Consider the following 24,646-nt stretch of genomic DNA (forward strand, 5'->3'; position numbering starts at 1 on the left):
GCCCGGTCTACAGGGCACTTTGCCACCATAGGGCCGCGGCAGAGGCAAGAAGACCGCGGCAGACGCGGGGCCGCCTACACGACCACCGGCCGAGCGGTGGGTGGGATCGGCGCGGGGAGAGTGGTGGATCCGGTCAGGTAGCGGTCGACGGCCGAGGCAGCCGACCGGCCCTCGGCGATCGCCCAGACGATCAGCGACTGGCCACGGCCGGCGTCGCCGGCGACGAAGACGCCCTCGATCGAGGTGGCGTAGGACGCGTCCCGGACGATGTTTCCGCGCTCGTCCAGGGCGACGCCCAGCTGCTCGACCAGACCGGGCTGTTGTGGCCCGACGAAGCCCATCGCGAAGAGCACCAACTGCGCGGGGATCTCCCGCTCGGTGCCGGGCACCGGCTGGAACGAACCGTCCACCTCGCTCAGGCGGAGCGCCCGCACACGGCCCGCGTCGTCCCCGAGGAACTCCCGGGTCGAGACGGCATAGACCCGATCGCCGCCCTCCTCGTGGGCCGAGGAGATCCGGAACGTCATCGGATAGGTCGGCCACGGCTGACCCGCCGGCCGGTCCTGCGGCGGTCGAGGCATGATCTCAAGCTGCGTCACCGAGGCGGCCCCCTGGCGAAGCGCGGTGCCGAGGCAGTCGGCCCCGGTGTCGCCACCGCCGATGATCACGACGTCCTTGCCGCCGGCATGGATCTGATCGGGCACCTCCACGCCCAGTGCCACTCGGTTGGCCTGCGGAAGGTACTCCATCGCCTGGTGGATGCCGTCCAGTTCGCGACCGGACACCGGAAGGTCGCGCGGCACCGTGGAACCGATGGCCAGCACGACGGCGTCGTACCGCTCCCGCAGCTGGTCACCGCGCAACTCGTCGCCGACCTGGACGCCAGTGCGGAAGACGGTGCCCTCCCGACGCATCTGGTCGATCCGACGATCCAGATGCTGCTTCTCCATCTTGAACTCGGGGATGCCGTAGCGGAGCAACCCACCGAGCTTGTCGGCGCGCTCGTAGACGGCGACGGTGTGACCGGCCCTGGTGAGCTGCTGGGCCGCGGCCAGCCCGGACGGACCGGACCCGATGACAGCGACGGTCCGACCCGACAGCCACTCCGGCGGTTGAGGACGCACCTGGCCGGACTCCCAGGCCCGGTCGATGATCGACACCTCGACGTTCTTGATGGTCACCGGATCGGCGTTGATGCCGAGCACGCAGGCGGTCTCGCAGGGTGCCGGGCACAGCCGCCCGGTGAACTCGGGGAAGTTGTTCGTGGCGTGCAGTCGCTCGGTCGCCTCGGACCAGTCGTCACGCCAGACCAGGTCGTTCCACTCCGGGATGAGGTTCCCCAACGGGCAGCCCTGGTGGCAGAAGGGGATGCCGCAGTCCATGCAGCGGCTCGCCTGAGTGGTGACGATGGGCAGCAGCGCGCGCCCGACACCGCCCGGGTAGACCTCCTGCCAGTCGTGGACCCGCTCCGCCACCGGACGGCGGCCGGCCAACTCGCGGCCGTGCTCGAGGAAGCCCTTCGGATCAGCCATAGAGCACCTCCATGATGCGGGCCTCGGCCTGGTCGTCGTCGAGCCCGGCAGCGGTGGCGTCGGCACGCACCTCGAGCACTCGGCGGTAGTCGGTGGGCATCACCAGGGTGAACCTGGCCAGTGCTTCGGGCCAGTGGTCCAACAGACCGGTCGCCACCTCCGAACCGGTCTCCTCGGCGAAGCGGGTGACCAGGTCGAACAGCTCCTCGGCGCGGCCGCCCTCGACGGGCCCGAGCTCGACGAGCTCACCGTTCACACGATGCTGCTTGAGATCGAGCACGAAGGCGTAGCCTCCGCTCATCCCGGCCGCGAAGTTGCGGCCCGTCTTGCCGAGCACGACGACCCGGCCACCGGTCATGTACTCGCAGCCGTGGTCGCCGACGCCTTCGGTGACGACGGTCGCGCCGGAGTTACGCACGCAGCACCGCTCGCCGACACCACCGCGGAGGAAGATCTCGCCGCCGGTGGCGCCGTACGCCGTGGTGTTGCCGGCGATGATCTGTTCGTGCGAGCGGAAGCCCACTCCGGCCGGCGGGACGACGACGAGCCGGCCCCCGGACAGGCCCTTGCCGACGTAGTCGTTGGCGTCGCCGTGCAGCCGCAAGGTGATCCCGCGCGGGAGGAACGCACCGAAGGACTGCCCGGCGGAGCCGGTGAGGCCGACGTCGATGGTGCCGTCGGGCAGACCCGCACCGCGATAACGTTTGGTGACCTCGTGACCCAGCATGGTGCCCACCGTGCGGTTCACGTTGCGGACCGGGAGCTGGATGTGCACCGGCTCCCCGTGCTCGAGCGCCGGTTGCGCCAGCTCGATCAGCTGGTTGTCCAGCGCCTTGTCCAGACCATGGTCCTGCGACTTGGTGCAGCGCAGGTCCTGGTCGGCGAACTGGCCGTCCGACTCGGGTCGGTGCAAGATCGGCTGCAGGTCGAGGCCGGCGGTCTTCCAGTGCTCCACCGCCCTGGTGACATCGAGCGCCTCCGCATGGCCAACCGCCTCGGCCAGCGTTCGGAAGCCCAGGCTCGCCAGGATCTCGCGGACCTCCTCGGCGATGTACTCGAAGAACGTGACCACGAACTCAGGCTTCCCGGAGAACCGCTCGCGGAGCACCGGGTTCTGCGTCGCCACCCCGACCGGGCAGGTGTCCAGGTGACAGACCCGCATCAGCACACACCCCGAGACGACCAGCGGAGCGGTCGCGAAGCCGAACTCCTCCGCACCCAGCAGCGCCGCCACAACCACATCACGACCGGTCTTGAGCTGGCCGTCGGTCTGCACCACGATCCGGTCGCGCAGCCCGTTGAGCAGCAGCGTCTGCTGGGTCTCGGCGAGGCCGAGCTTCCCACGGGCCGCCCGCGTGCTTGAGCGAGGTCAGCGGTGAGGCACCGGTGCCACCATCGTGACCGGAGATGAGCACCACGTCGGCATGCGCCTTGGACACTCCGGCGGCCACCGTGCCGACGCCCACCTCGGAGACGAGCTTGACGTGGATGCGTGCGTCCGGATTGGCGTTCTTGAGGTCGTGGATCAGTTGGGCCAGATCCTCGATCGAGTAGATGTCGTGGTGGGGCGGCGGACTGATCAGGCCGACGCCCGGCGTCGAGTGGCGGGTCCGGGCGATCCACGGATAGACCTTGTTGCCGGGCAGCTGGCCACCCTCCCCCGGCTTGGCCCCCTGGGCCATCTTGATCTGGATGTCGTCGGCGTTGGTGAGGTATTCAGAGGTCACCCCGAAGCGACCCGAGGCGACCTGCTTGATGGCCGAGCGCCGGGCCGGGTCGTGCAGGCGATCCGGCTCCTCGCCGCCCTCGCCGGTGTTGGACTTGGCGCCGATGCTGTTCATCGCGATAGCCAGGGTCTGGTGTGCCTCCAGGCTGATCGAGCCGTAGGACATCGCCCCGGTCGAGAAGCGCTTCAAGATCTCCTCGGCGGGCTCGACCTCGTCGATGTCGATCGGGGTGCGGCCGAGGCTCTCGGCGTCGCGGAAGGCGAACAGCCCGCGCAGTGTCATCAGCCGCTCGGCCTGCTGGTCGATGCGGGAGGTGTACTGCTTGAAGATGTCGTAGCGCTGGTTGCGGGTCGAGTGCTGCAGCCGGAAGACGGTTTCGGGATCGAAGAGGTGCGGTTCGCCGTCCCGACGCCACTGATACTCACCGCCGATGGTCAGTTCGCGGTGCGCGGGCAGGATGCCGCCGCGGGGGTACGCCGTCGCGTGGCGCCGGGCCACCTCCTCGGCGATCGTGTCCAGCTCGATGCCACCGAGCTTGGAGGTCGTGCCGGTGAAGTACTTGTCCACCACCGCCTGGGACAGGCCGATGGCCTCGAAGATCTGGGCCCCGGTGTAGGACGCCACCGTCGAGACGCCCATCTTGGACATCACCTTGAGCACACCCTTGCCGAGTGCCTTGATCAGGTTCGCGACCGCCACCTCGGGGTCGGTCTTCACGTAGAAGCCGTTCCGGGCGAGGTCCTCGACACTCTCCGTGGCGAGGTAGGGGTTGACCGCAGCGGCGCCGTGGCCGATCAGCAGGGCGACGTGGTGCACCTCCCGCACATCGCCCGCCTCGACCACCAGACCGACCTGCGTGCGGGTCTTCTCCCGCACCAGGTGGTGGTGGATCGCGCCGGTGAGGAGCAGCGACGGGATCGGTGCCAGCTCGGCCGTGGAGTGCCGGTCGGAGAGCACGATGATCCGGGCGCCTCCGGCGATGGCCTCGGACACCTCTGCGCAGATCTCCTCGATCCGCTCTGCCATGGCCGGGCCGCCGCCCTCGACGTCGTACAGCCCCCGAGAGACGTGGGTAATGAACCCGGGCATGTCGCCGTCCCGGTTGACGTGCCTGATCTTGGTGAGGTCGTCGTTCGAGATCACCGGGAACGGCAGCACCACCTGACGACAGGCCGCCGGACCGGGGTCGAGCAGATTGGCCTCGGGGCCGATCGAGCCGGACAGCGAGGTCACCAACTCCTCGCGGATCGCGTCCAGCGGTGGGTTGGTGACCTGGGCGAAGAGCTGGCTGAAGTAGTCGAAGAGGAGGCGTGGCCGGTCCGACAGCGCGGCGATCGGAGTGTCGGTGCCCATCGAGCCGATCGGCTCCGCACCGGAGTTGGCCATCGGGGTCAAGATGACCCGCAGCTCCTCCTCGGAGTAGCCGAAGATCTGCTGCCGGCGGGTCACCGACGCGTGCGTGTGGATCACGTGCTCACGCTCGGGCAGGTCGCCGAGCCGGATCATGCCCGCGTGCAGCCACTCGTCGTAGGGATGCTCGGCGGCGAGCTCGGCCTTGATCTCCTCGTCCTCGATGATCCGATGCTCGTCGGTGTCGACGAGGAACATCCGGCCGGGCTGCAGGCGTCCCTTGCGGACCACGGTGGTCGGGTCGAGGTCGAGGACGCCGACCTCGGAGGCGAGCACGACCAGGCCGTCGTCGGTGACCCAGTAGCGCGAGGGCCGCAGCCCGTTGCGATCGAGCACGGCACCGATCTGGGTGCCGTCTGTGAAGACGACCGCGGCAGGTCCGTCCCAAGGCTCCATCATCGCGGCGTGGAAGCCGTAGAAGGCGCGCCGCTTCTCGTCCATCTCGGTGTGGTTCTCCCACGCCTCCGGGATCATCATCAGCACGGCGTGGGGTAGCGACCGGCCGCCGAGGTGCAACAGCTCGAGCACCTCGTCGAAGCTCGCCGAGTCGGACGCGCCCGGGGTGCAGATCGGGAAGAGTCGGTCGAGGTCGCCGGGGATCAGGTCCGACTTGAGCAGCGCTTCTCGGGCACGCATCCAGTTGCGATTGCCCATCACGGTGTTGATCTCGCCGTTGTGGGCGATGAACCGGAACGGGTGGGCCAGCGGCCAGCTCGGGAAGGTGTTGGTGGAGAAGCGGGAGTGCACCACGGCGAGCGCCGAGGTGACTCGGGGGTCGGTCAGGTCGGTGAAGACGTGGTCGAGCTGGGCGGTGGTGAGCATGCCCTTGTAGACCAGGGTCCGCGAGGAGAGTGAGGGGAAGTAGACCTCGGTCTCCTTCTCCGCGCGCTTGCGCAGGCAGAACGCCAGCCGCTCCAAGGCCATCCCGGCCACGCGTGCCCCGGCGCCGGCCACGAACAACTGGCCGAACGTCGGCATCACCGAGCGGGCGGTCGCACCCAGCTCCGACGGGTCGGTCGGCACCTCCCGCCAGCCGAGCACCGACAGGCCCTCCTCGGCCGCGAGCTCCTCGATGCGTCGTCGGGTCTTCTCGACCTGCTCTAAGTCACCGGGCAGAAAGGCGATGCCTGCGGCATAGCTCCCCGGCGGCGGGAGCTCGAAGTCGACCACCTCACGCAGGAAGGCGTCGGGGACCTGGAGCAGGATTCCGGCACCGTCGCCGGAGTTGACCTCGGCGCCGGCGGCGCCGCGGTGGTCGAGGTTGCGGAGCGCCGTCAGCCCCTGCTCCACGATCCGGTGGCTCGCCTCACCCGTCAGAGTCGCGACGAAGGCCACCCCGCAAGCGTCGTGCTCGTGCGCCGGGTCGTAGAGCCCCTGCGGCGCCGGGAATGCGTGCAGCGGTGCCATCGGCGTGCTCCCGTCGTCGTTGTCCCGAGCGGCGACGAGGTCGAGGACCTATCACGCCTTTCGGGACGGGTCTGGCTGGTGCTGGTGACAAGCAGGGGACGACGTTGGCCCGCAGCAGAGCGATCAGGCTACCACCGAGGCCCATGCCCGCTCGGTCATGACTGGGGAGCGGACGCGGGCTCGCGGCCGGGCAGGTAGACGTCGGTCTCCCGACCGGGTTTGGTGCGGCCGGCCCAGACGAAGTACGCCGTCGCGGCGACGAACGCGACGATCGAGACCCAGACGTTGAACCTGAGTCCGTCGACGTCGCTGAGCTGGACCGGATCGATGCGGAGGTCCTCGATCCAGCCTCGGCCGAGCGTGTAGACCATCACGTAGAGCGCGAAGACCCGGCCGTGGCCCAGCCGGAAGCGGCGGTCGGCCCAGATCAAGATGGCGAAGCCGCCCAGGTTCCACAGGCATTCGTACAGGAAGGTCGGGTGGAAGGTGGAGTACTGCTCGTAGCCGAGTGGGCGATGCTCTTCGTCGATGCGCAGTCCCCAGGGCAGCGTGGTCGGCTTGCCGAACAGCTCCTGGTTGAACCAGTTGCCCCACCGTCCGATCGCCTGGGCCACCAGCACTCCCGGCGCCAGCGCGTCGAGCATCGGTGGGAAGCGGATGCCCTGGCGGCGGGCGCCAATGAAGACACCGACGGCGCCGAGCGCGACGGCGCCCCAGATGCCGAGCCCACCACGCCAGATATAGAGCGCCGCCCACGGGTTGCCGACGTCGCCGAAGTAGAGCTTCCAGTCGGTCGCCACGTGGTATAGCCGGCCACCGATCACTCCGAACGGAACCGCCCACAGGGCCAGGTCGGTCACCTGGTTCGGTCGTCCGCCGCGCGCCACCCAGCGACGCTCGCCGATCCAGATGGCCACGATGATGCCGAGGATGATGCACAGCGCGTAGCCGCGGATCGGGAGGGGGCCGAGGTGCCAGACGCCCTGGGCGGGACTGGGGATGCTCAGCGGCAGGATCATCCGTCCACCTCGCCGCGCACTCCCTTGGCCAACTCGGTGGTGAGCTGGGCCAGGCTGCGCAGACCGGCGCCCGAGTCGTCCAGGTGGTCGAGCAGCGGGCGGACGAACGCCGAGCCCACGATCACCGCGTCGGCGTACGTCGCCACCTCGGCGGCCTGGGCCCGCGTGCTGACGCCCAGGCCGACGCCGATCGGCAGATCGGTGGTGCGCCGGGTCCTGGCGACCAGCGGCTCGGCCAGATTGCTCGAGGTCGACCGGGCGCCGGTCACACCCATCACGGCCGCAGCGTAGACGAAGCCCCGACACGCTGTCGTGGTGAGCGCGATCCGCTCGTCGGTGGAGGACGGCGCCACCAGGAAGATCTTGTCCAGCCCGCGCTCGTCAGCGGCGGCGATCCACTCGGCGGCGCTGTCCGGGGTGAGGTCGGGGGTGATCAGACCCGAGCCTCCCGCCGCCGCCAGGTCGGCGGCGAACCGGTCGACGCCGTACCTCTCGATCGGGTTCCAGTAGGTCATCACCAGGACCGGGACGCCGGTGGCCGCCACCGCCTCGACGGTCCGCAGCACGTCGTGGGTGCGGACTCCCCCCTCGAGGGCGAGCTGCGCGGCGGCCTGGATGGTCGGGCCGTCCATGACCGGGTCGGTGTAGGGCAGGCCGATCTCGATGACGTCGCAGCCAGCATCGACCAGCGTGCGGATCGCCTCGATGCCGCCGGCAACGTCGGGGAAGCCGGCCGGCAGGTAGCCGACCAGGGCCGCCCGACCCTCGGCCCGGGCGGTCGCGAATGCGGGTGCCACGCTCACTGGGTGTCCCCCCCGGTCTGCTCGCCGCCGAGTCCGAACCATTCGATCGCGGTGTCCATGTCCTTGTCGCCGCGGCCGCTGAGGTTGACCAGCATCACGGCTTCCGGACCCCGTGTCTCGGCCAGCTCGCGCGCCACCCGCAGCGCGCCGGCCACGGCGTGCGCGGACTCGATGGCAGGGATGATCCCTTCCGTGCGGCTCAGCAGCTCAAGCGCGTCCATCGCCTCGGCGTCGGTCACCGCCTGGTAGGTCGCCCGGCCGGTCTTGGCCAGGTGGGCGTGCTGCGGCCCGACGCCGGGATAGTCCAGGCCCGCCGAGATGGAGTGTGACTCGATGGTCTGGCCGTCCTCGTCCTGCAGGACATAGGTGCGGGCGCCATGCAGGACGCCGCGCTCGCCCGCCACGATAGTGGCGGCGTGCCGGCCGGTCTCCACGCCGTCGCCACCCGCCTCGAAGCCGTAGATGGCCACGTCGTCGTCCTCGAGGAACGCCGTGAACAGGCCGATCGCATTCGACCCCCCGCCCACACATGCTGCGACCGCGTCCGGCAGCCGACCGGTGAGCTCCAGGCATTGGGCCCGAGCCTCGTCGCCGATCCCCCGGGTGAAGTCGCGTACCAAGCTCGGGAAGGGGTGCGGGCCAGCCGCGGTGCCGAAGAGATACGCGGTGTAGTCGACCGAGGCGACCCAGTCACGCAGCGCCTCGTTGATGGCGTCCTTGAGCGTTGCCGACCCGGAGTCGACCGGGACCACCGTGGCTCCGAGCAGGTTCATCCGGGCGACGTTGAGCGCCTGCCGGCGGGTGTCTACCGATCCCATGTAGACGGTGCAGTCGAGGCCGAAGTACGCCGCTGCCGTTGCGCTCGCGACACCATGCTGGCCAGCACCCGTCTCCGCGATCACCCGGGACTTGCCCATCCGCTTGGTCAGCAGCGCCTGACCCATCACGTTGCGGATCTTGTGGGCGCCAGTGTGATTGAGGTCCTCGCGCTTGAGCAGGATCCGGACCCCGGCGACCTCGGAGAGTCGACGAGCGTCGTAGAGCCGGCTCGGGACGCCTGCGTAGTCACGCAGGATGTCGGCGAACTCCTCGACGAAACTGGGGTCGGCCATCGCTTCCTGCCAGGCCGCGGTCAGCTCGTCGAGAGCGGCGACCAGCGCTTCGGGCATGAAGCGCCCCCCGAAGTCGCCGTAGTAGCCGAGCGGATCGGCGTCGTACCGACTCATGGTCTCTCCCTCACCAGCGGTCCCACCAAACCAGTCATCCCCCGCACCGCCGCTTCCGGGTCGCCGTCGCGGACCAGCGCCTCACCCACCAGGACGGCACGGGCACCCTCGTCGACGAAGCGGGCCACGTCGGCGGGACCGGTGATGCCGGACTCGGCAACCAGCACCCGGTCGACCGGCAGCAGCGGGGCCAGCCGTCCGAAGGAGCCGGGGTCGACCTCGAGCGTCTTGAGGTTGCGGGCGTTGACGCCGACCAGCTCGGCGCCCAGGTCGACCGCCCGTTCGGTCTCGGCCTCGTCGTGGACCTCGACCAGCGCGGTCATGCCCAGGTCACGGATCAGATCGTGGAGCCGGACGAGCGCGTCACCGTCCAGGGCGGCCACGATGAGCAGCACTAGGTCGGCCCCGGCTGCCCGCGCCTCGAGCACCTGGTAGTCGGTGACGACGAAGTCCTTGCGCAGCAGCGGCACACCCACCGCAGCCCGCACCCGGCGCAGATCCGTCAGGCTGCCGCCGAAGCGCCGCTCCTCGGTCAGCACACTGATGGCTGCGGCACCGCCGCGCACGTAGGCCTGCGCCAGCGCTGCTGGGTCGGGGATCTCGGACAGGTCGCCCTTGCTGGGCGAGCGGCGCTTCACCTCGGCGATGACGCTCGACCCGCTGGCGCGCAGGTGCGGCATCGGGTCGCGGGCCGGGTCGACGTCGGCGAGCTGAGCACGTAGGTCAGTTTCCGAGACCGCCTCCTGACGCGCCGCCAGGTCGATCCGGACGCCCGCGATGATGTCGTCGAGGACGGACACGGGGCCTCCGCTGGTCGGGTCAGGTGGCTGGTCGGGACAGTGCTCGCCAAGCCTCTCACGGTCGCCCAGCGGCGCTGCCACGTCCCTCAGCGGCGAGATCAGGGCCGGACGCCCGCGCTTGGTCGAATCAGGGCGCCAGCCAACTGCCGATCGACAGGTTGCGCAGCACGGTGAAGACGACGATCGCGGTCAGAGACGTCATCCGAAACGCTCGCGTGTTCCACCACGTCCACCTCGCTGGTCGACCGGTCCAGGCCGACCACAGCCAGACCCCGAAAACCCAGGCGATGAGTGGCAGCGCGAGCACGAACAGCAGGTTGGACGACGCGGCGCCGATCAGGTCGCCATGGGTGAGGTCGTTGACCGCGCGCAGGCCGCCGCAGCCCGGGCAGTAGACGCCGAACAGCAGGTACGACGGGCAATAGCCCCAGCTGCCTGACTCGTGGGGGTCCCGCAGCCGCAGCGCTGCCGTGGCCGCACCGAGTGCGCCCAGCGTGGTGAGCGGCACCGACAGCCGCTGCCGACGGCCACGCAGGTCGGTGAGAGAGGACTGCGCGGCCGAGGTCATCAGGTGTTGTAGCCGAGCTTCGCCATGACCAGGTAGACGACCCAGCCGCCCAGCACCAGAACGACGCCGATCCAGAACAGCGGCCAGGCGAACGGGTGGATCATCAGCGCGATCCCGCCGAGCACGAACCCCAGCATCGAGAGGGCCACGCCCGTCCAGGCCGCCGGGGTGTTGCCGTGGTGTGCCATGGATCGCTCCTGGGGTCGCCGTCGTCTGGGATCGATGCTGTCGACAGCATATTGGTCACGAGCCCTCGGTGGGATCGCGACCCTCGTCGAGCGCTTTCCAAAGGTCGAGGCTGTCGGCATCGCCAAGGACGGCGCTATCAGCAGGTACGCCGGGCGCGTCGTAGCGTCTGCCCATCTCCGGCCAGGTCGGAAGCCACCGCCAGGCCAGGCTGAACGCAGCAAGTGAGAGACCGGCGGCGACCACCGCGACGGCGTACCACCAGGTCGGGTGCACGGAGACGTCGTCGAGGCCGCGACCCGCCAGATCATCGCGTACGACCTCACGCACCGACCACCAGGCCCGGACCGTGAGAGCGAGGACGCCGACGGCAGCGAGGACACCGAGCACTGCCGCCAACCGACGCACCTTTCCCCGGGTGACCAGGAGGACTCCCCAGGCGGCCAGCGCGACCAGGCCCAGCGAGACGGCGAGCGGCACCTGGCTGCCTCGGCCGAGCACCAGCGCCACCTCCGATCCCGCCCGGCTGGGTGCCGTCAACCACGGCCGGGAGCCCGCCAGCACGCCGACACCTGCCGCCACGGCTCCGGTGAGAGCGGTCGGAAGGAACGTGCGACGGCTCGATCGGGCCGCTGCACCGGGCTCGTGGTCAGCGACCATCGGCGAACAGCACGTCGGCGTCGAAGCAGGTGCGGTCACCGGTGTGACAGGCGGGGCCCTCTTGGTCGACCCGGACCAGCAGTGTGTCGCCGTCACAGTCGAGTCGGACCTCCTTGACCCACTGGCGGTGGCCGGAGGTGTCGCCCTTGCGCCAGTACTCCCGCCGAGAGCGGCTCCAGTAGGTCACTCGGCCTCCAGCGAGAGTGCGCGCCAGCGCTTCGTCGTCCATCCAGCCGAGCATGAGCACCTCACCGGTGTCGTGCTGCTGCACGACCGCTGGGACCAGTCCGTCAGGGTTGCGCCGCAGGCGTGCCGCGATGTCGGGGGCGAGGTCGCTCACCGTGCGAGTATCCCCGATGACGAGCACGACCGGTCCTCCCCCTTCACTCAGCGTGCTGCCGGCTTCTGGGCTCGGGCTACTGGGCGCCGTGCTGGGCAACCCAGGAGGCGTGCAGCAAGGCGTAGACGCCGTCCTCGGTCAGCAGCCGCGCGTGCGGCCCGCGCTGCACGATCCGGCCGCGGTCGACGACGATCACCTCGTCGGCGTTCTCCGCGGTGGAGAGCCGGTGCGCGATGGTGACCGAGGTGCGGCCTGTCATCAGTCGCTCCAGCGCCCGGCCGATCCGCATCTCCAGGGCCGGGTCCACCGCGCTCGTGGCCTCGTCGAGCACGAGCAGGTCGGGGTCGGCCAGTTGGGCGCGCAGCAGCGCGATCAGCTGCCGCTCCCCCGCCGACATCGACTCACCGCGCTGGCCGACCCGGGTGGCGAGCCCGTGCGGCAGCGCCGCCAGCCAGTCCCCGAGGCCGAGCTGCTCGGCGGCCAGCTCGATGTCGGCGTCGCTGGCGTCGAGTCGCCCGTAGCGTGCGTTCGCCGCCAGGGTGTCGTCGAACAGGAAGCCCTCCTGAGGCACGAGCACCACCGAGCGCCGTAGCGTGTCGGTCGCGATCGAGCGCACGTCGATGCCGTCCAGCCGCACCACTCCACGGGTGGGATCCATCAGTCGAGTCAGCAGCTTGGCGAAGGTCGACTTGCCTGAGCCGGTCTCTCCGACGATCGCGACCCGGGTGCCAGCGGCGATGTCCAGCGACACGTCATGCAGGACCGGCGGGCCGTCAGGGTAGGCGAAGGTGACATCGTCGAACTGCACGTCGATCGGGCCCCGCGGCAGATCCACCCCGTCCTCGCCGGGATCAACCAGGTCCGCCGGCGTGTCCAAGATGCCGATCACTCGTCGCCAGCCGGCGATCGCGTTCTGCGCGTCGGTGAGGATCTGGGTGCCCATCTGCACCGGGCCGACGAAGAGGCTGACCAGGAATGCGAACGCGAGCACGCGGCCAGCGGTGATCTCACCAGCCAGGCCGAGCCAGATGCCGATCACCAGCACTCCGGCGTTCGCGAGGCCCGCGGACACACCGCCCAGCGAGAACGAGAAGGCGGTCAGCCCCTGGGCGCGGGTGCTCGCGGCCTGATAGGCGCCGACCGCCTCGTCGATGCGGTCCTGGGTGCGGGCCTCGACGGCGTACGACCGCACCACGGCCGCTCCGACCACCGGCTCGGAGATGGCCGAGAGCATCACCCCGACCTGCCGTCGCACCACGCCGTAGGCAGCCGAGAGCCGGCGCTGGAAGAAGCGCAGTGACAAGAAGAGCGGCGCGAAGCAGACCCACACCACGATCGCCAGCTGCCAACTGTAGATCGCCATCACGATCGTCGCGATGATCACCTGACCGATGCTGACGATCATCAGCAGACCACCGAAGACGAGGAACTGGCTGACCTGGTCGACGTCGCTGGTCACCCGGGAGACCAGGGCGCCCCTGCGCTCGGTGTTCTGGGTGAGCAGCGGCAGGTCGTGCACGTGGCGGAACGCCTTGATCCGCAACGTCGCCAGTCCACGCTCGGAGCAGGTGAAGAGCCGCTTGGTCATGAAGTACGACGCCAGGCTGGTCAGCGCAATCGCCGCAGCCGCGAGTGCGCCCATCCAGACCGTGAAGCCGACGTCCGGCCCGCCGGAGGAGCGCAGCCCGCGGTCGAGGGTCTGCTGCACGGCCACGGGGACGACGACCTGGCCGACCGAGGCCAGCACGGCGAGGGCAAGGGTGCCGGCGAAGCCCTCCTTGAGCTCCGGGGAGAGCGCCACCCCACGCCGGATCGTGTCGAGCGCACGGATGTCCTCGCCGGAGTCCATCCGGGTGCCGGTCCCCGTGATCGTCGTCATCGGCGCTCCCCTGGTGACTCGGAGACCGGCTCGGCATCCTGCTCGTAGGCGTTCACGAGCCGGGCGTAGTCAGGGTTGCTGACCAGCAACTCCTGGTGGGGGCCGCGATCGACGATCCTGCCGTCCGCGAGCAGGACCACCTCGTCGGCCAGCGCGATGGTGGCCTTGCGGTAGGCCACCACGACCAAGGTGGTGCCGCCACCGGCTCGGCGCAGCCCCGCCAGGATCCGAGCCTCGACCTCGGGGTCCACCGCGGAGGTGGCGTCGTCGAGGATCAGCAGCCGCGGGCGGCGTACCAACGCTCGCGCCAGCGAGATCCGCTGGCGCTGGCCACCGGACAGCGAGGTGCCGCGCTCACCCAGTCGAGTGTCGAGGCCGTGCGGCAACGCAGCCACGAAGCCGTCGGCCTGAGCCACCCGCAGCGCCTCCCACACCTCCTCGTCGGAGACATCCGCCCCGAGAGCGACATTGCCGCGGACGGTGTCGTCGAAGAGGAACGCCGTCTGCGGCACGACCGCGACCGCCTCCGCTAGCCCGCCCTTGCGCAGCTCACGCAGGTCGACCCCGTCGATGCGGATGGCGCCACCGTCGGGGTCGACCAACCGGGTGAGCAGGGTGGTGAGGGTGCTCTTGCCTGACGCGGTGGCGCCGACCACCGCCACCGTGCTGCCCGGCGCGACACTGAAGCTGAGCCCCGCGAGCACCGCCTGCTCGGGCTCGTAGGAGTAGGTCAACCGGTCCACCTCGAGCCAGGCGCCGGGCTCCTCGGCCGGGAGCTGGCCCTCGCCGAACTCCATCTCACCGGTGGCATCCAGCACGTGCTGCACCCGTCGGAAGCCGACGACGCTGCGCGGAAACTCGCCCAGCAGCCAGCCGAAGGATCGGATCGGAAAAGCCACCACCGTGAGGAGGTAGGCGATGGTCACGACGTCGCCGGCAGCCGTCTGGCCATGAAGCACCCGCCCGACTCCCACTGCCAGCACGGCGAGCACGCCGATGTTGGGCAGCGCCGCGAGCACGGGGTCGAAGGCGGCCCGGATCCGGCCGGCCCGGATGTTGACGTCGCGCAGCTCGCATGCGCCGGCCGCGAACCGTGCGGTCTCCTCGCTCTCCCGGCCCAGCGTCTTGACCACCATCGCGCCGTCGAAGGACTCGTGCGCGATCTCGCTGACCTCGGCGCGCAGGGCCTGCGCCCGCGTCATCAACGGCGAGGCGAGCCGCTGGTAGGCCAGGTTGGCGACGACCACCGCCGGGAAGACCAGCAGGCCGACGACCGCCATCACCAGGTCGGCCAGCAGCATCTGGACGATGGCGATGATCATCATGGCCGCGGTGCCCACCGCCATCGGCAGCGGCGCGATCGGCGCCCACGCGGCCTCGACATCGGAGTTGGCGTTGGAGAGCAGCTGGCCGGTGGGATGCCGCTGGTGCCACTCCAGGGGCAGGGAGAGGTACTGCCGGGTGACGGCGCGTCGGTAGTGCGCCTGCATGCGGTACTGCATGATGCCAGCGCCCAACCTGCGGGCCACGATGCCGACGGCTCGAAGCAGGGCGACCCCGACGAACAGCGCCACCACCGCCCAGAGCAGCCCGGGTCGGATCTCTCCGTGACGGAAGGCCGGCAGCACGGCGTGGTCGGTGGACCAGCCGAGGACCCAGGCGTCGGCGACGGTCAGCGCCCCGAAGAGCACACTCCCGAGCGTGGACCACATGAAGATCCACGGCTCCCGTCGGATGGCGACCAGCAGGACGGCGAAGCCTTCGAGGGTGGTGGATCTGCCGACCCGCTGCTCCGCCCGCGCCACCTGGTCTGTCTCTCCTCGCCCGTCCGATCCGATCGCCGATCCGATCGCCCCGTCAGGCTATGCCGCGGGTCCGACAAGTGCGAATCGGCTGCCGGCCGTAGACGCCGCCCGTAGGGCGGCCGGATAGGTTGATCGAGTGAGCGGAACCTACCTGGCGCGCCGGGAGCGAGAGGCACTGTGCGACCTGGCGCTGGAGGTCGGGCCGGATGCCCCCACGCTGTGCGAGGGCTGGACGGTCGTGGATCTGGTGACTCACCTGCTGGTCCGCGAGCGGACCCCGTGGGCCGCGCCGGGCATCGTGTTCCCCGCGCTGTCCGGGCTCACCGACCGCGCCATGGATCGACTGGCCAGGCGCGACTTCGACACCCTCGTCCGTCAACTGCGCGGCCGTGGTCTCACCCCGATGGCGCTGCCACCGATCGACAAGCTGGCCAACACCATGGAGTACGTCGTCCACCACGAGGACATCCGCCGCGCCCAGCCGGACTGGGTGCCCCGCACCCTCGACGAGCGGGATCTGGCGACGATCTGGTCGGGGCTCCGAGCGGCCGGCAAGGGTCTGGTCAAGCGGATCGGAGTCCCGGTCGTCATCCGCCGCAGCGACATCGACTTGAGGGCCGTGCTCGTCGGCGGCGCCGACCCGGTGGTGGTCTCGGGTCTCCCGGTCGAGGTCACCATGTTCCTCTTCGGGCGCGACCGGTATCGCGACCTCGACCTCACCGGCCCCGACGACGCGGTGGCCGCCCTGCGTCAAGCCAAGCTCGGCTTCTGAGCCGTCATCGGCTCTTCGACGCGGTGTGATAGTCACCCGGACCCATCTGCCGCGGTGCTGTGGTGGCTGGGGACCCGGTATACGGGCCACTTTGCCACCATAGAACCGCGGCAGACGCAGTAACACCGCGACTCAGATGGCGAAGGGTCGGGGAAGGGTCGGCGAGCGCAGAGTCAGCGCACGGGGTGCCCGGCCGCAGCGAGGGCCGCCTTGACCTCGGCGATCCGCACGGTGCCGAAGTGGAAGATGCTGGCGGCGAGGACGGCGTCCGCACCGGCGTCGACGGCGGGTGGGAAGTGGTCGGCGGCCCCCGCGCCGCCGGAGGCGATCACAGGCACGGTCACCTCGCGGCGGACCGCCCGGATCAGCTCCAGATCGAAGCCGCCTTGAGTGCCGTCGGCGTCCATCGCGTTGAGCAGGATCTCCCCCGCCCCCAGCCGGCATGCCTCCGCGGCCCACGCCAGCGCGTCGAGACCGGCGGACTTGCGCCCCCCGTGGGTGGTCACCTCGAAGCCCGAGTCGGTGCCGGCCGCACGGCGCGCGTCCACCGACAGCACCAAGACCTGGTTGCCGAACCGGTCGGCGATCTCGGCGACCAGGGCCGGCCGATGGATGGCGGCCGTGTTGATCGCCACCTTGTCCGCACCCGCCCGCAGCAGTCGGTCGACGTCATCGACCGAGGAGACACCGCCACCGACGGTGAGCGGGATGAAGACCTCCTCGGCGGTGCGCGACACGATCTCCATCGTGGTGGCCCGACCCTCGTGGGAGGCGGAGATGTCTAAGAAGGTCAGCTCGTCGGCGCCCTCGGCGTCGTAGGCCCGGGCCAGCTCGACGGGGTCGCCGGCATCACGCAGCTGCTTGAAGTTGACGCCCTTGACCACCCGACCGCCGTCGACGTCCAGGCATGGGATGACCCGCACGGCGAGGCTCACCGGGCGCGCTCCGCAGGCAGGGTCAGTGCGAGCGCCTCGGCGAGCGTGAAGCGCCCCTCGTAGAGGGCAGTCCCGATGATGGCGCCCTCGACACCGTCTGAGACGAGTGCCTGCAACGCGGCCAGGTCGGCCAGCTCGGTGATCCCGCCCGAGGCGACCACTGGCCGGTCGGTGGCGGCGCACACCGAGGAGAGCAGGTCGAGGTTGGGACCTTGCAGCATGCCGTCCTTGTTGACATCGGTGACCACGTAGCGGGCGCAGCCCTCACCGTCGAGGCGGGCCAGCACCTCGAACAGGTCGCCGCCCTCGCGGGTCCAGCCGCGCGCGGCGAGGGTCCGGCCACGGACGTCGAGGCCGACCGCCACCCGGTCGCCGTATTCGGCGATGGCCGCGGCACACCACTCCGGCTGCTCAAGGGCGGCGGTGCCGATGTTGACGCGGCGGCAGCCCGTGGCCATCGCGGCGTGCAGCGACTCGTCGTCGCGGATGCCGCCGCTCATCTCGACGTCGATGTCCAGCGTGCCGACGATCCGGGCTTGCAGCTCGCGGTTGTGTCCGCGGCCGAAGGCGGCGTCGAGGTCGACCAGGTGGATCCACTCGGCGCCGGCCTCCTGCCAGCGCAGCGCAGCCTCGACCGGGTCGCCGAAGCGCTTCTCCGAGCCGGCCACGCCCTGGACCAGCTGGACGGCCTGGCCGTCGGCGATGTCGACGGCTGGCAGCAGCTCGAGGTACGGCGTCACACGTGCGGTCATCAGCGGCCTCTCGTCGGTGCGATCACGGTCTCGACCCAGTTGCGGAGCAGCGCGGCGCCGGCGTCACCGGACTTCTCGGGGTGGAACTGGGTGGCCGTTAACGGGCCGTTCTCGACCGCCGCGACGAACCGATCCCCGCCGTGCTCGGCCCAGGTGACCAGTGGGGCGCGGGTGCGGTCGTTGGTCACCAAGGTCCAGTCGCGGACGCCGTAGGAGTGCACGAAGTAGAAGCGCTGGTCCTCGATCCCCGCGAAGAGCCGCGAGCCCGAGGGAACGGCGACGGTGTTCCAGCCCATGTGCGGGACGACAGGGGCGCGCAGCCGCTCGACCACTCCCGGCCACTCCGCGCAGCCGGCGGTCTCCACCCCGTGCTCCACTCCGCGCTCGAAGAGGATCTGCATGCCCACACAGATCCCCAGCACCGGCCGCCCACCGGCCAGGAACCGGCCGATCAGCTCGGGTCCGTGGACCTGACGCAGGCCAGCCATGCAGGCCGCGAACGCTCCGACGCCCGGCACGACCAACGCGTCGGAGTCTTCGACGGTGTCCCGATCGGCAGTCAGCACCACCTCGGCACGACCCTCCGCAGCGCGCTGCAGCGCGCGGATGGCGGAGCGGAGGTTGCCGGAGCCGTAGTCGAGGACAGCGATCTGCCGGCCGCTCAGAGCGCCCCCTTGGTCGAGGGCACACCGGTCTCCCGCGGGTCGATCGCCACGGCGTCACGGAAGGCGCGGGCGAAGGCCTTGAACTGCGTCTCCACGACGTGGTGCGGATCACGACCGGACAGCACCCGGATGTGCACGGCAAGGTGGGCGTGGAAGGCCAGCGTCTCGAAGACGTGCCGGGTCAACGAGCCGGCGTAGTCGCCGCCGACCACGACGTACTCCTGCCCCTCGGGCTCGCCCACGTGCACGCAGTAGGGTCGCCCGGACACGTCGACCGCACACTGCACCAGCGCCTCGTCGAGGGGCACCAGCGCGTCACCGAACCGTCGGATGCCGCTCTTGTCGCCCAGCGCCTCGCGGAGCGCCTGGCCCAGGACGATGGCGGTGTCCTCGACGGTGTGGTGGGCGTCGATGTGGGTGTCACCCACCGTCTCGACGGTCAGGTCGACCAGAGAGTGGCGTGCGAACGCGGTGAGCATGTGGTCGTAGAACCCGACGCCGGTGGACACCTCGGCCCGGCCGGTCCCGTCCAGGTCGACCTCGACGTGGACCTTGGACTCCCGGGTCTCCCGGTCACAGATCGCGCTGCGGCTCATCGTTGCCCCTTCTCGTGCGGCACCGACGCGGTCACGTCGGTGAGTGCCTGCCTGAATGCTGCCATCTCTTCGGGTGTCCCGACCGAGACCCGCAGCCAACCGTCCGGGCCGGTCTCGCGGATCAGCACGCCGCGGTCGAGCAGACCCTGCCAGATCGCGTGCCGATCGACGAAGGTTCCGAACAGCACGAAGTTCGCGTCGCTGTCGGCCACCGCGAAGCCAGCCCCGCGCAACCAGGCCACCAGGTCGTCCCGTTCGTCCCGAAGCCGGTCGACGTTGGCGAGCAGCTCGTCGGCATGGGCCAGCGCGGTGAGCGCGACCGCCTGGGTGACCGCCGAGAGATGGTAGGGCAGCCGAACCACCCGGAGCGCGTCACAGATCGCCGGATCCGCGGCCAGATAGCCCAGCCGGACGCCGGCGGCCGCGAAGGCCTTGCTCATCGTCCGGGTCACTACCAGGTTGCGATGGCTCGGCAGCAGCTCCAGCGCGCTCGGCGTTCCGCTGCGACGGAACTCGGCGTAGGCCTCGTCGACAATCAGCAGGCCCTCGTCGCCGAGCGCCTCCGCGATCACGACGATGGCCTCCGTCGGCAACGCCGTGCCGGTCGGGTTGTTCGGTGACGGCAAGATCACCACGCTCGGCCGCTCCCGCGCGATCAGCTCGAAGGCGTGGTCCAGGTCGAGGCCGAAGTCCTCCTCGCGCCGACCCGTCAACCAGGCCGTGTGGGTGTCGCGGGCGTACTCGGGATACATGGAGTACGTCGGCGCGAAGGAGACCGCCGTCCGGCCCGGACCACCGAATGCCTGCAACAGATGGAGCATCACCTCGTTCGAGCCGTTGGCGGCCCACACCTGCGCCGGAGCGATCTCTCGACCTGCGTCCTTGCCGAGATAGCCGGCCAGCCCCTCTCGGAGAGCCACGAACTCTCGATCCGGATAGCGATTCAGCCCGGCCGCGGCCCGTCCCGCGGCCGCGGCGATATCGGCGGCGCACGCTGACGAGGGCGGATAGGGGTTCTCGTTGACGTTGAGCTGGACGGGCACGTCGAGCTGCGGGGCGCCGTACGGCTCGATGCCGCGAAGCTCCTCCCGCAGCGGCGGGAAGATCATCGGTCGAGCCGGATCCGGACGGCGGCCCCGTGGCCCGGGAGATCCTCGGCATCGGCCAGGGTCATCACGTGCTCGGCAACCTCGGTCAGTGCCTCTCGGGTGTAGTCGACGACGTGCATGGCCTTGCGGAAGGACCGCACCGACAACCCCGAGGAGTGGCAGGCGCACCCGGCCGTGGGCAGGACGTGGTTCGAGCCCGCGGCGTAGTCGCCGAGCGAGACCGGGGCATATGGTCCGACGAAGACCGCGCCGGCGTTGCGCACCCGCGCCGCCACGGCCGACGCGCCGGCGGTGTGGATCTCCAGGTGCTCGGCGGCGTACCCGTTGACGACGTCGAGGCCTTGGCCGACGTCGTCAACCAGGACGATCGCCGACTGCCGGCCGCCCAGGGCGGTGCGGATCCGCTCGGTGTGCTTGGTGGCGGCGACCTGCTCCTCCAGCTCGGTCTCGACCTGGTCGGCGAGACGGTCGCTCGTGGTGACCAGCACCGAGGCCGCCATCGGGTCGTGCTCGGCTTGGCTGATCAGGTCCGCGGCGACATACGCCGGATCGGCGGTGTCGTCGGCAAGGATCGCGATCTCGGTAGGCCCGGCCTCGGAGTCGATCCCCACCACTCCTCGAAGCAGCCGCTTGGCCGCCACCACGTAGATGTTGCCCGGCCCAGTGACCAGGTCGACCGGCCGACACTCCCCCGCTCCGTAGGCGAACATCGCGATCGCCTGGGCACCGCCGACGGCGTACACCTCCTCGACCCCGAGCAGGGCACAGGCCGCCAGGATGGTCGGCTCGGGCAGGCCACCGCGCGCCTTCTGGGGCGAGCTCGCCAGCGCGATCGAGCCGACCCCGGCCACCTGCGCGGGCACCACATTCATCACCACGCTGGACACGAGCGGCGCCAGACCGCCCGGGACGTAGAGCCCGACCCGGTCCACCGGGACCAGGCGATGGCTCACGGTGGCGCCGTCGGCAAGGGTCGTGGTGACATCCGCCTCGAGCTCGGCCGCGCAGGTGGCCCGCAGGCGCCGGATCGACTCCTCCAGCCCGGCCCGCACACCGGCGTCGAGCTGGTCCAACGCCCGGCGCAGCGCCTCCACCGGCACCCGCAACTGCTCCGGGACGACTCCGTCGAAGCGGGCCGAGAACTCCTCGACCGCCTCGACGCCACGATCGCGCACCGCCTCGCAGATCGGCTGCACCTGATGGGTCGCCGCCTCCACGTCGAGATCGGCCCGCGGCACGACGAACCGGGTGTCGACGGGCCCGGTCGCGCCACGGAGGTCGATACGACGGATCATGGCCGCAAGTCTAGAAGCCGGGGAGCCCACGCCGAGCACGTGGACGTGGCGTGGGATGCCTGGGCCTGGAGCCCGGCTAGCGGTCCTTGGTCGCTAGTGTCGAGGGTGTGACCACGCGGCTGCCGATGTTCCCGCTGAACACCGTCTTGTTCCCCGGGGCCGTGCTCCCGCTGCATGTCTTCGAGCCGCGCTACCGCGCCCTGGTGCAGTCTCTCTTGGAGCAGACCGACCCGAGCCGGCGCCTCTTCGGCACGGTGGCGATCCGCGAGGGCTACGAGGTCGGCGACCACGGCGCCCAGTCGCTCTACCGCGTCGGCTGCCTGCTGCAGCTGGTCGAGGTCGAGGCGGACGACGATGGGACTTTCACCATCGAGGTCGTGGCCCGCGACCGGATCCGCCTGGACCGGCTCGACGGCGACGGGGACTTCCCGGTCGGCGAGGTGGTCGACCTGCCGACCGAGGACGAGGACGTGGACGCGACCCAGGTCGAGGCTGCTCTGACCGCTTTCGACGCCTACCGCCGCACCATCTCCGAGATCGCCGAGGACCCGTTCGAAGGCTCGCTGCCGCGCGACCCGACGTACCTCTCCTGGACACTCGCGGCAGCCGCACCACTCCCGTTGCCGGACCGGCAATCCTTGCTCGAGGCCGACAGCGCCACCGAGCGGCTCGCCCTGGTCACGGATCTGTTGCGTGGCGAGGTGCGCGCAATGCGAGTGTTGCCGTCCCTGCCCGCCACCGAGGTCGCCCGCACCCGCTGGTCTCCCAACTAACGTGGGCCGTGTGCCTGTCTGCCGCGGTGCTGTCGTGGGTCCGGGCCGGGCATACGGGGCACTTCGCCGCCACAGGACCGCAGGAGACGCACAAACACCGCGGCAGAGGGTCAGTTGGTCGTCAGTCGGAACAGCGCGTGGGTGGTGTCGCCGTCGACCCAGGAGGACAGACCCAGGCCGGCGAGTGGCTCGAGGTTCTCCTGCGCCTCGGCGTCGGACTCGGCGAGGTTGGTCAACCAGTCGTTGGCGTCGAAGTTGACGTAGAAGACTGCCACCGCGTCCTCGGCCTGAGGAACCACGTCGCGGAACGTAGCGCTCTTGCCGAGGCCGCCGTCACCGACCAGCTCGCTTCGGTAGTCGTCGTCCGGGCCGACCGCCACCATGTCGCCGGAGACCTCGCTATCCAGCACGGGCATGTCGGGCGGCAGGTTCCCGCGCAACTTGTCCAGCACCGACTCGATCCCGTCGGTGTCGCCGTGGATCTTGATCCCGATCGGCACGCCGCTGCCGTCCGTGCTCTGCTGCAGTGTGTTCACGTCGAAGTCGCTGCCCAGGGCCAGCACAGCGGAGTCGCCGAACAGCGTCTCGATGTCCTCGGGGATCTGCAGCCCCCACCCGGACTCGATCTCACTGATCATGTCGTCGACCCCGGGCTCGGTGGTCTTGACCTGGTCGAGCAGAGTCCCGACCCACCCGTCGGCGAACCGCATCCCGACCGCAGCAGCGGTGTCCTCGGGCAGGGTCGAGATGACGTCCACGCCGTCGGTGCCGTAGATGCCGTCGGTCTGCTTGGCGTCGCTGACGGCCTCGAACTCGAGGCCGCCGTCCTTGAACCGGACGGTGGCGGCCATCCCGGCGAAGTCCTTGAGCATCGCGCGCGCCTCGCCGAGCTCGTCGTCTGTTGCGGAGTCGGTGTGATAGGCCGCGGGCTCGTTGCCCGAGGACTCCACGCCCAGGTCCATCGGCGACAGCCCGGAGCCCAGTCCGGTCAGGTCATCGAGGTGGTCGGCAAGCATCTTGCCGGCGGAGGGGGCGAGGTAGAGATTCACGACGCCCGGGTTGCCGAGTCGGTCGACCCAGTTGGCGTAGGTCTCGTCGTCGACCAGCGAAGCCTTCGCGGCGTCCGCGACGACATCTGCGGCCGTCTCGTCGCTCTCCGCGATGATCGCCCAGCCATCCGAGATCTTCCAACCGACCTCGGCGGCGACGTCACCGGCATCGTCGGCGTTGCCGCTGGCCGCACAGTGGGCGATGCTGGTCAGCCCCTCCTCGGCGGCCTTCTCGTCGCTCACCTGCACGACCAGAACCGGAGCCGGGTCGCCGGAGTCGTCGACGACGGCCACGGCAGCACGGTCTCCCAGCCAAGGCTCGATGTCCTTGTCGTAGTCCAGGTTGTCGCAGGCACCCTCGTCCTGCATCCGGTCGAAGAAGGCGCGGCGCAGATCGTCGTCGGCGTCGAGGTTCAAGGCGTCGTCGAGCGCGGGGAACTTCTTCAGCGTCTTCAGCGCCTCGATCTTCTGGCCGGCCGAGGGGTCCAGGTCGATGCTGGCGTAGGCCACGGCGGAAGACGGCAGGACGGCTGCCGGCTGCGCGCCACCGCCGGACAAGGCGACGAACGCCCAGGTGCCGGCCGCTGCGAGGGCGCCAAGGCCGACCACCGCACCACCGATCAGTCCGATCCGTCGGCCACGGCCACCCGCAGGCTTCGTCGCCGGCAGCAACGGCTGGCCCTCGCCAAAGGAGAGGTACTCGGGCTGCGGGGCACCCGGCTCAGGAGGCAGGGGCGGCTGACCGCCCTGCGGTTGACCCTCACCCGGGTTTGGTGTCGACATAGAACTCCCCCATCGCGCGGGAGGGCTCCCGATGAGCCCTCACTGCATCGTCTCGTCGCCCAGCCTAGTGGAGGGACCCGACGCCTCGCGTAACCGCTGGAAAGCAAAGAGCAACAGATAGCCCGCGCAGAGGCCTGCCAGGCCTCCGGCTGGCAGGGCGAGATAAGCGCTCGAACCGTTGACCCGGAGCTGCTGAGTTAGCTTCGTCAAGTCGTCGGCACGGGCAGCGAGGAGCTGCGGATCGGGCGGCCCGAGCCGGTGCCCGACGGACGCCATCAGCCATGCCGCGAGCAACGAACCGATCACCAGAGCCGTCAGGGTCGCCCACTCGTGCCCCCGCACGATCAGCGCCACGGCCAGGCCGAGGAGGAGTCCGATCGGAATACCCAGCAATGCATAGACGCCGGTGCCGGAGAAGTCGTCGCCCGGGCCGCTGCCGACCAGCACGAACTGGTGTTGGTAGGCAACGCCAGTCGGTGCCGTCCAAGCCCGTTCCCACAGCCACCCACCGATCACACCAGCCAGTGCGGACACGGCCAGCACGAACGCGAACAG

The 24,646-nt window shown here is 70.2% G+C and carries 21 protein-coding genes and 1 pseudogene; 2 read left to right on the forward strand and 20 right to left on the reverse strand.

What is annotated here, in order from left to right:
* Nucleotides 1–74: 74 nt before the first annotated feature.
* The 12 genes and pseudogenes from QM714_RS05650 to QM714_RS05705 all read right to left on the reverse strand — a co-directional run bounded on the left by QM714_RS05650 (nucleotide 75) and on the right by QM714_RS05705 (nucleotide 15,362).
* Entirely contained in the window at nucleotides 75–1,532 is a 1,458-nt protein-coding gene (locus tag QM714_RS05650) for a glutamate synthase subunit beta (protein WP_415098416.1), read from the reverse strand.
* Nucleotides 1,525–6,076 (reverse strand): annotated as a pseudogene (gltB, locus tag QM714_RS05655) (glutamate synthase large subunit). Before gltB ends, QM714_RS05650 begins: the two are co-directional and overlap by 8 nt.
* A gap of 155 nt (nucleotides 6,077–6,231) precedes the next feature.
* Nucleotides 6,232–7,095 carry a prolipoprotein diacylglyceryl transferase gene (gene lgt, locus QM714_RS05660; RefSeq protein ID WP_415098418.1) on the reverse strand — a complete coding sequence of 288 codons (864 nt, stop codon included), beginning with the start codon at nucleotides 7,093–7,095 and terminating at the stop codon, nucleotides 6,232–6,234.
* Complete coding sequence (gene trpA / locus QM714_RS05665) at nucleotides 7,092–7,898, reverse strand: tryptophan synthase subunit alpha (RefSeq protein ID WP_415098420.1); 807 nt, start codon at nucleotides 7,896–7,898, stop codon at nucleotides 7,092–7,094. The genes lgt and trpA overlap by 4 nt, the downstream gene beginning before the upstream one ends.
* A complete protein-coding gene (gene trpB / locus QM714_RS05670) occupies nucleotides 7,895–9,124 on the reverse strand; it encodes a tryptophan synthase subunit beta (RefSeq protein ID WP_415098422.1) in 1,230 nt (409 codons plus the stop codon). The genes trpA and trpB overlap by 4 nt, the downstream gene beginning before the upstream one ends.
* Nucleotides 9,121–9,924, reverse strand: coding sequence for an indole-3-glycerol phosphate synthase TrpC (gene trpC, locus QM714_RS05675; protein ID WP_415098424.1), 804 nt, complete (start codon nucleotides 9,922–9,924; stop codon nucleotides 9,121–9,123). Before trpC ends, trpB begins: the two co-directional genes overlap by 4 nt.
* Nucleotides 9,925–10,051: 127 nt before the next feature.
* The gene (locus QM714_RS05680) at nucleotides 10,052–10,492 is read right to left on the reverse strand and encodes a DUF2752 domain-containing protein (RefSeq protein WP_415098425.1); all 441 of its coding nucleotides are present in this window, start codon (nucleotides 10,490–10,492) and stop codon (nucleotides 10,052–10,054) included.
* Complete coding sequence (locus tag QM714_RS05685) at nucleotides 10,492–10,680, reverse strand: HGxxPAAW family protein (RefSeq protein ID WP_415098427.1); 189 nt, start codon at nucleotides 10,678–10,680, stop codon at nucleotides 10,492–10,494. The genes QM714_RS05680 and QM714_RS05685 overlap by 1 nt, the downstream gene beginning before the upstream one ends.
* 55 nt (nucleotides 10,681–10,735) lie before the next feature.
* Nucleotides 10,736–11,338 (reverse strand): Trp biosynthesis-associated membrane protein, encoded by a 603-nt coding sequence (locus QM714_RS05690; protein ID WP_415098429.1) that lies wholly within the window; start codon nucleotides 11,336–11,338, stop codon nucleotides 10,736–10,738.
* Nucleotides 11,328–11,678, reverse strand: a complete 351-nt coding sequence (hisI, locus tag QM714_RS05695; protein ID WP_415098431.1) for a phosphoribosyl-AMP cyclohydrolase — start codon at nucleotides 11,676–11,678, stop codon at nucleotides 11,328–11,330. Before hisI ends, QM714_RS05690 begins: the two co-directional genes overlap by 11 nt.
* 76 nt (nucleotides 11,679–11,754) lie before the next feature.
* Nucleotides 11,755–13,557, reverse strand: coding sequence for an ABC transporter ATP-binding protein (locus QM714_RS05700; protein ID WP_415098433.1), 1,803 nt, complete (start codon nucleotides 13,555–13,557; stop codon nucleotides 11,755–11,757).
* Nucleotides 13,554–15,362, reverse strand: a complete 1,809-nt coding sequence (locus QM714_RS05705; protein ID WP_415098435.1) for an ABC transporter ATP-binding protein — start codon at nucleotides 15,360–15,362, stop codon at nucleotides 13,554–13,556. The genes QM714_RS05700 and QM714_RS05705 overlap by 4 nt, the downstream gene beginning before the upstream one ends.
* A 136-nt stretch (nucleotides 15,363–15,498) precedes the next feature.
* Between QM714_RS05705 and QM714_RS05710 the strand changes: the two genes are divergently transcribed.
* Entirely contained in the window at nucleotides 15,499–16,134 is a 636-nt protein-coding gene (locus tag QM714_RS05710; RefSeq protein ID WP_415098437.1) for a TIGR03085 family metal-binding protein, read from the forward strand.
* Between the two features lie 173 nt (nucleotides 16,135–16,307).
* Here QM714_RS05710 and hisF read toward each other — a convergent pair whose 3' ends face one another.
* The 6 genes from hisF to hisD are packed head-to-tail and all read right to left on the reverse strand — an operon-like array spanning nucleotide 16,308 to nucleotide 21,486.
* Nucleotides 16,308–17,069: an imidazole glycerol phosphate synthase subunit HisF gene (gene hisF, locus QM714_RS05715; RefSeq protein WP_415098439.1), complete on the reverse strand. Its 762-nt coding sequence runs from the start codon at nucleotides 17,067–17,069 to the stop codon at nucleotides 16,308–16,310.
* Nucleotides 17,066–17,821: a bifunctional 1-(5-phosphoribosyl)-5-((5-phosphoribosylamino)methylideneamino)imidazole-4-carboxamide isomerase/phosphoribosylanthranilate isomerase PriA gene (gene priA / locus QM714_RS05720; RefSeq protein ID WP_415098441.1), complete on the reverse strand. Its 756-nt coding sequence runs from the start codon at nucleotides 17,819–17,821 to the stop codon at nucleotides 17,066–17,068. Before priA ends, hisF begins: the two co-directional genes overlap by 4 nt.
* The gene (gene hisH / locus QM714_RS05725; protein ID WP_415100993.1) at nucleotides 17,821–18,471 is read right to left on the reverse strand and encodes an imidazole glycerol phosphate synthase subunit HisH; all 651 of its coding nucleotides are present in this window, start codon (nucleotides 18,469–18,471) and stop codon (nucleotides 17,821–17,823) included. The genes priA and hisH overlap by 1 nt, the downstream gene beginning before the upstream one ends.
* Before the next feature lie 11 nt (nucleotides 18,472–18,482).
* Nucleotides 18,483–19,082, reverse strand: a complete 600-nt coding sequence (gene hisB, locus QM714_RS05730) for an imidazoleglycerol-phosphate dehydratase HisB (protein WP_415098443.1) — start codon at nucleotides 19,080–19,082, stop codon at nucleotides 18,483–18,485.
* On the reverse strand, nucleotides 19,079–20,191 hold the full coding sequence (locus QM714_RS05735) for a histidinol-phosphate transaminase (RefSeq protein WP_415098445.1): 1,113 nt from the start codon (nucleotides 20,189–20,191) through the stop codon (nucleotides 19,079–19,081). Before QM714_RS05735 ends, hisB begins: the two co-directional genes overlap by 4 nt.
* A complete protein-coding gene (hisD, locus tag QM714_RS05740) occupies nucleotides 20,188–21,486 on the reverse strand; it encodes a histidinol dehydrogenase (RefSeq protein WP_415098447.1) in 1,299 nt (432 codons plus the stop codon). The genes QM714_RS05735 and hisD overlap by 4 nt, the downstream gene beginning before the upstream one ends.
* Nucleotides 21,487–21,593: 107 nt before the next feature.
* Between hisD and QM714_RS05745 the strand changes: the two genes are divergently transcribed.
* On the forward strand, nucleotides 21,594–22,259 hold the full coding sequence (locus QM714_RS05745) for an LON peptidase substrate-binding domain-containing protein (protein ID WP_415098449.1): 666 nt from the start codon (nucleotides 21,594–21,596) through the stop codon (nucleotides 22,257–22,259).
* Nucleotides 22,260–22,369: 110 nt separating this feature from the next.
* Here QM714_RS05745 and QM714_RS05750 read toward each other — a convergent pair whose 3' ends face one another.
* Both QM714_RS05750 and QM714_RS05755 read right to left on the reverse strand, forming a co-directional pair.
* A complete protein-coding gene (locus QM714_RS05750) occupies nucleotides 22,370–24,091 on the reverse strand; it encodes a DUF3352 domain-containing protein (RefSeq protein ID WP_415098451.1) in 1,722 nt (573 codons plus the stop codon).
* A 39-nt stretch (nucleotides 24,092–24,130) separates the two neighbouring features.
* The gene (locus QM714_RS05755) at nucleotides 24,131–24,634 is read right to left on the reverse strand and encodes a hypothetical protein (RefSeq protein WP_415098453.1); all 504 of its coding nucleotides are present in this window, start codon (nucleotides 24,632–24,634) and stop codon (nucleotides 24,131–24,133) included.
* Nucleotides 24,635–24,646: the final 12 nt, after the last annotated feature.

Origin of the sequence: Nocardioides sp. (genome assembly GCF_047602075.1) — a bacterium.
GTDB lineage: Bacteria > Actinomycetota > Actinomycetes > Propionibacteriales > Nocardioidaceae > Nocardioides.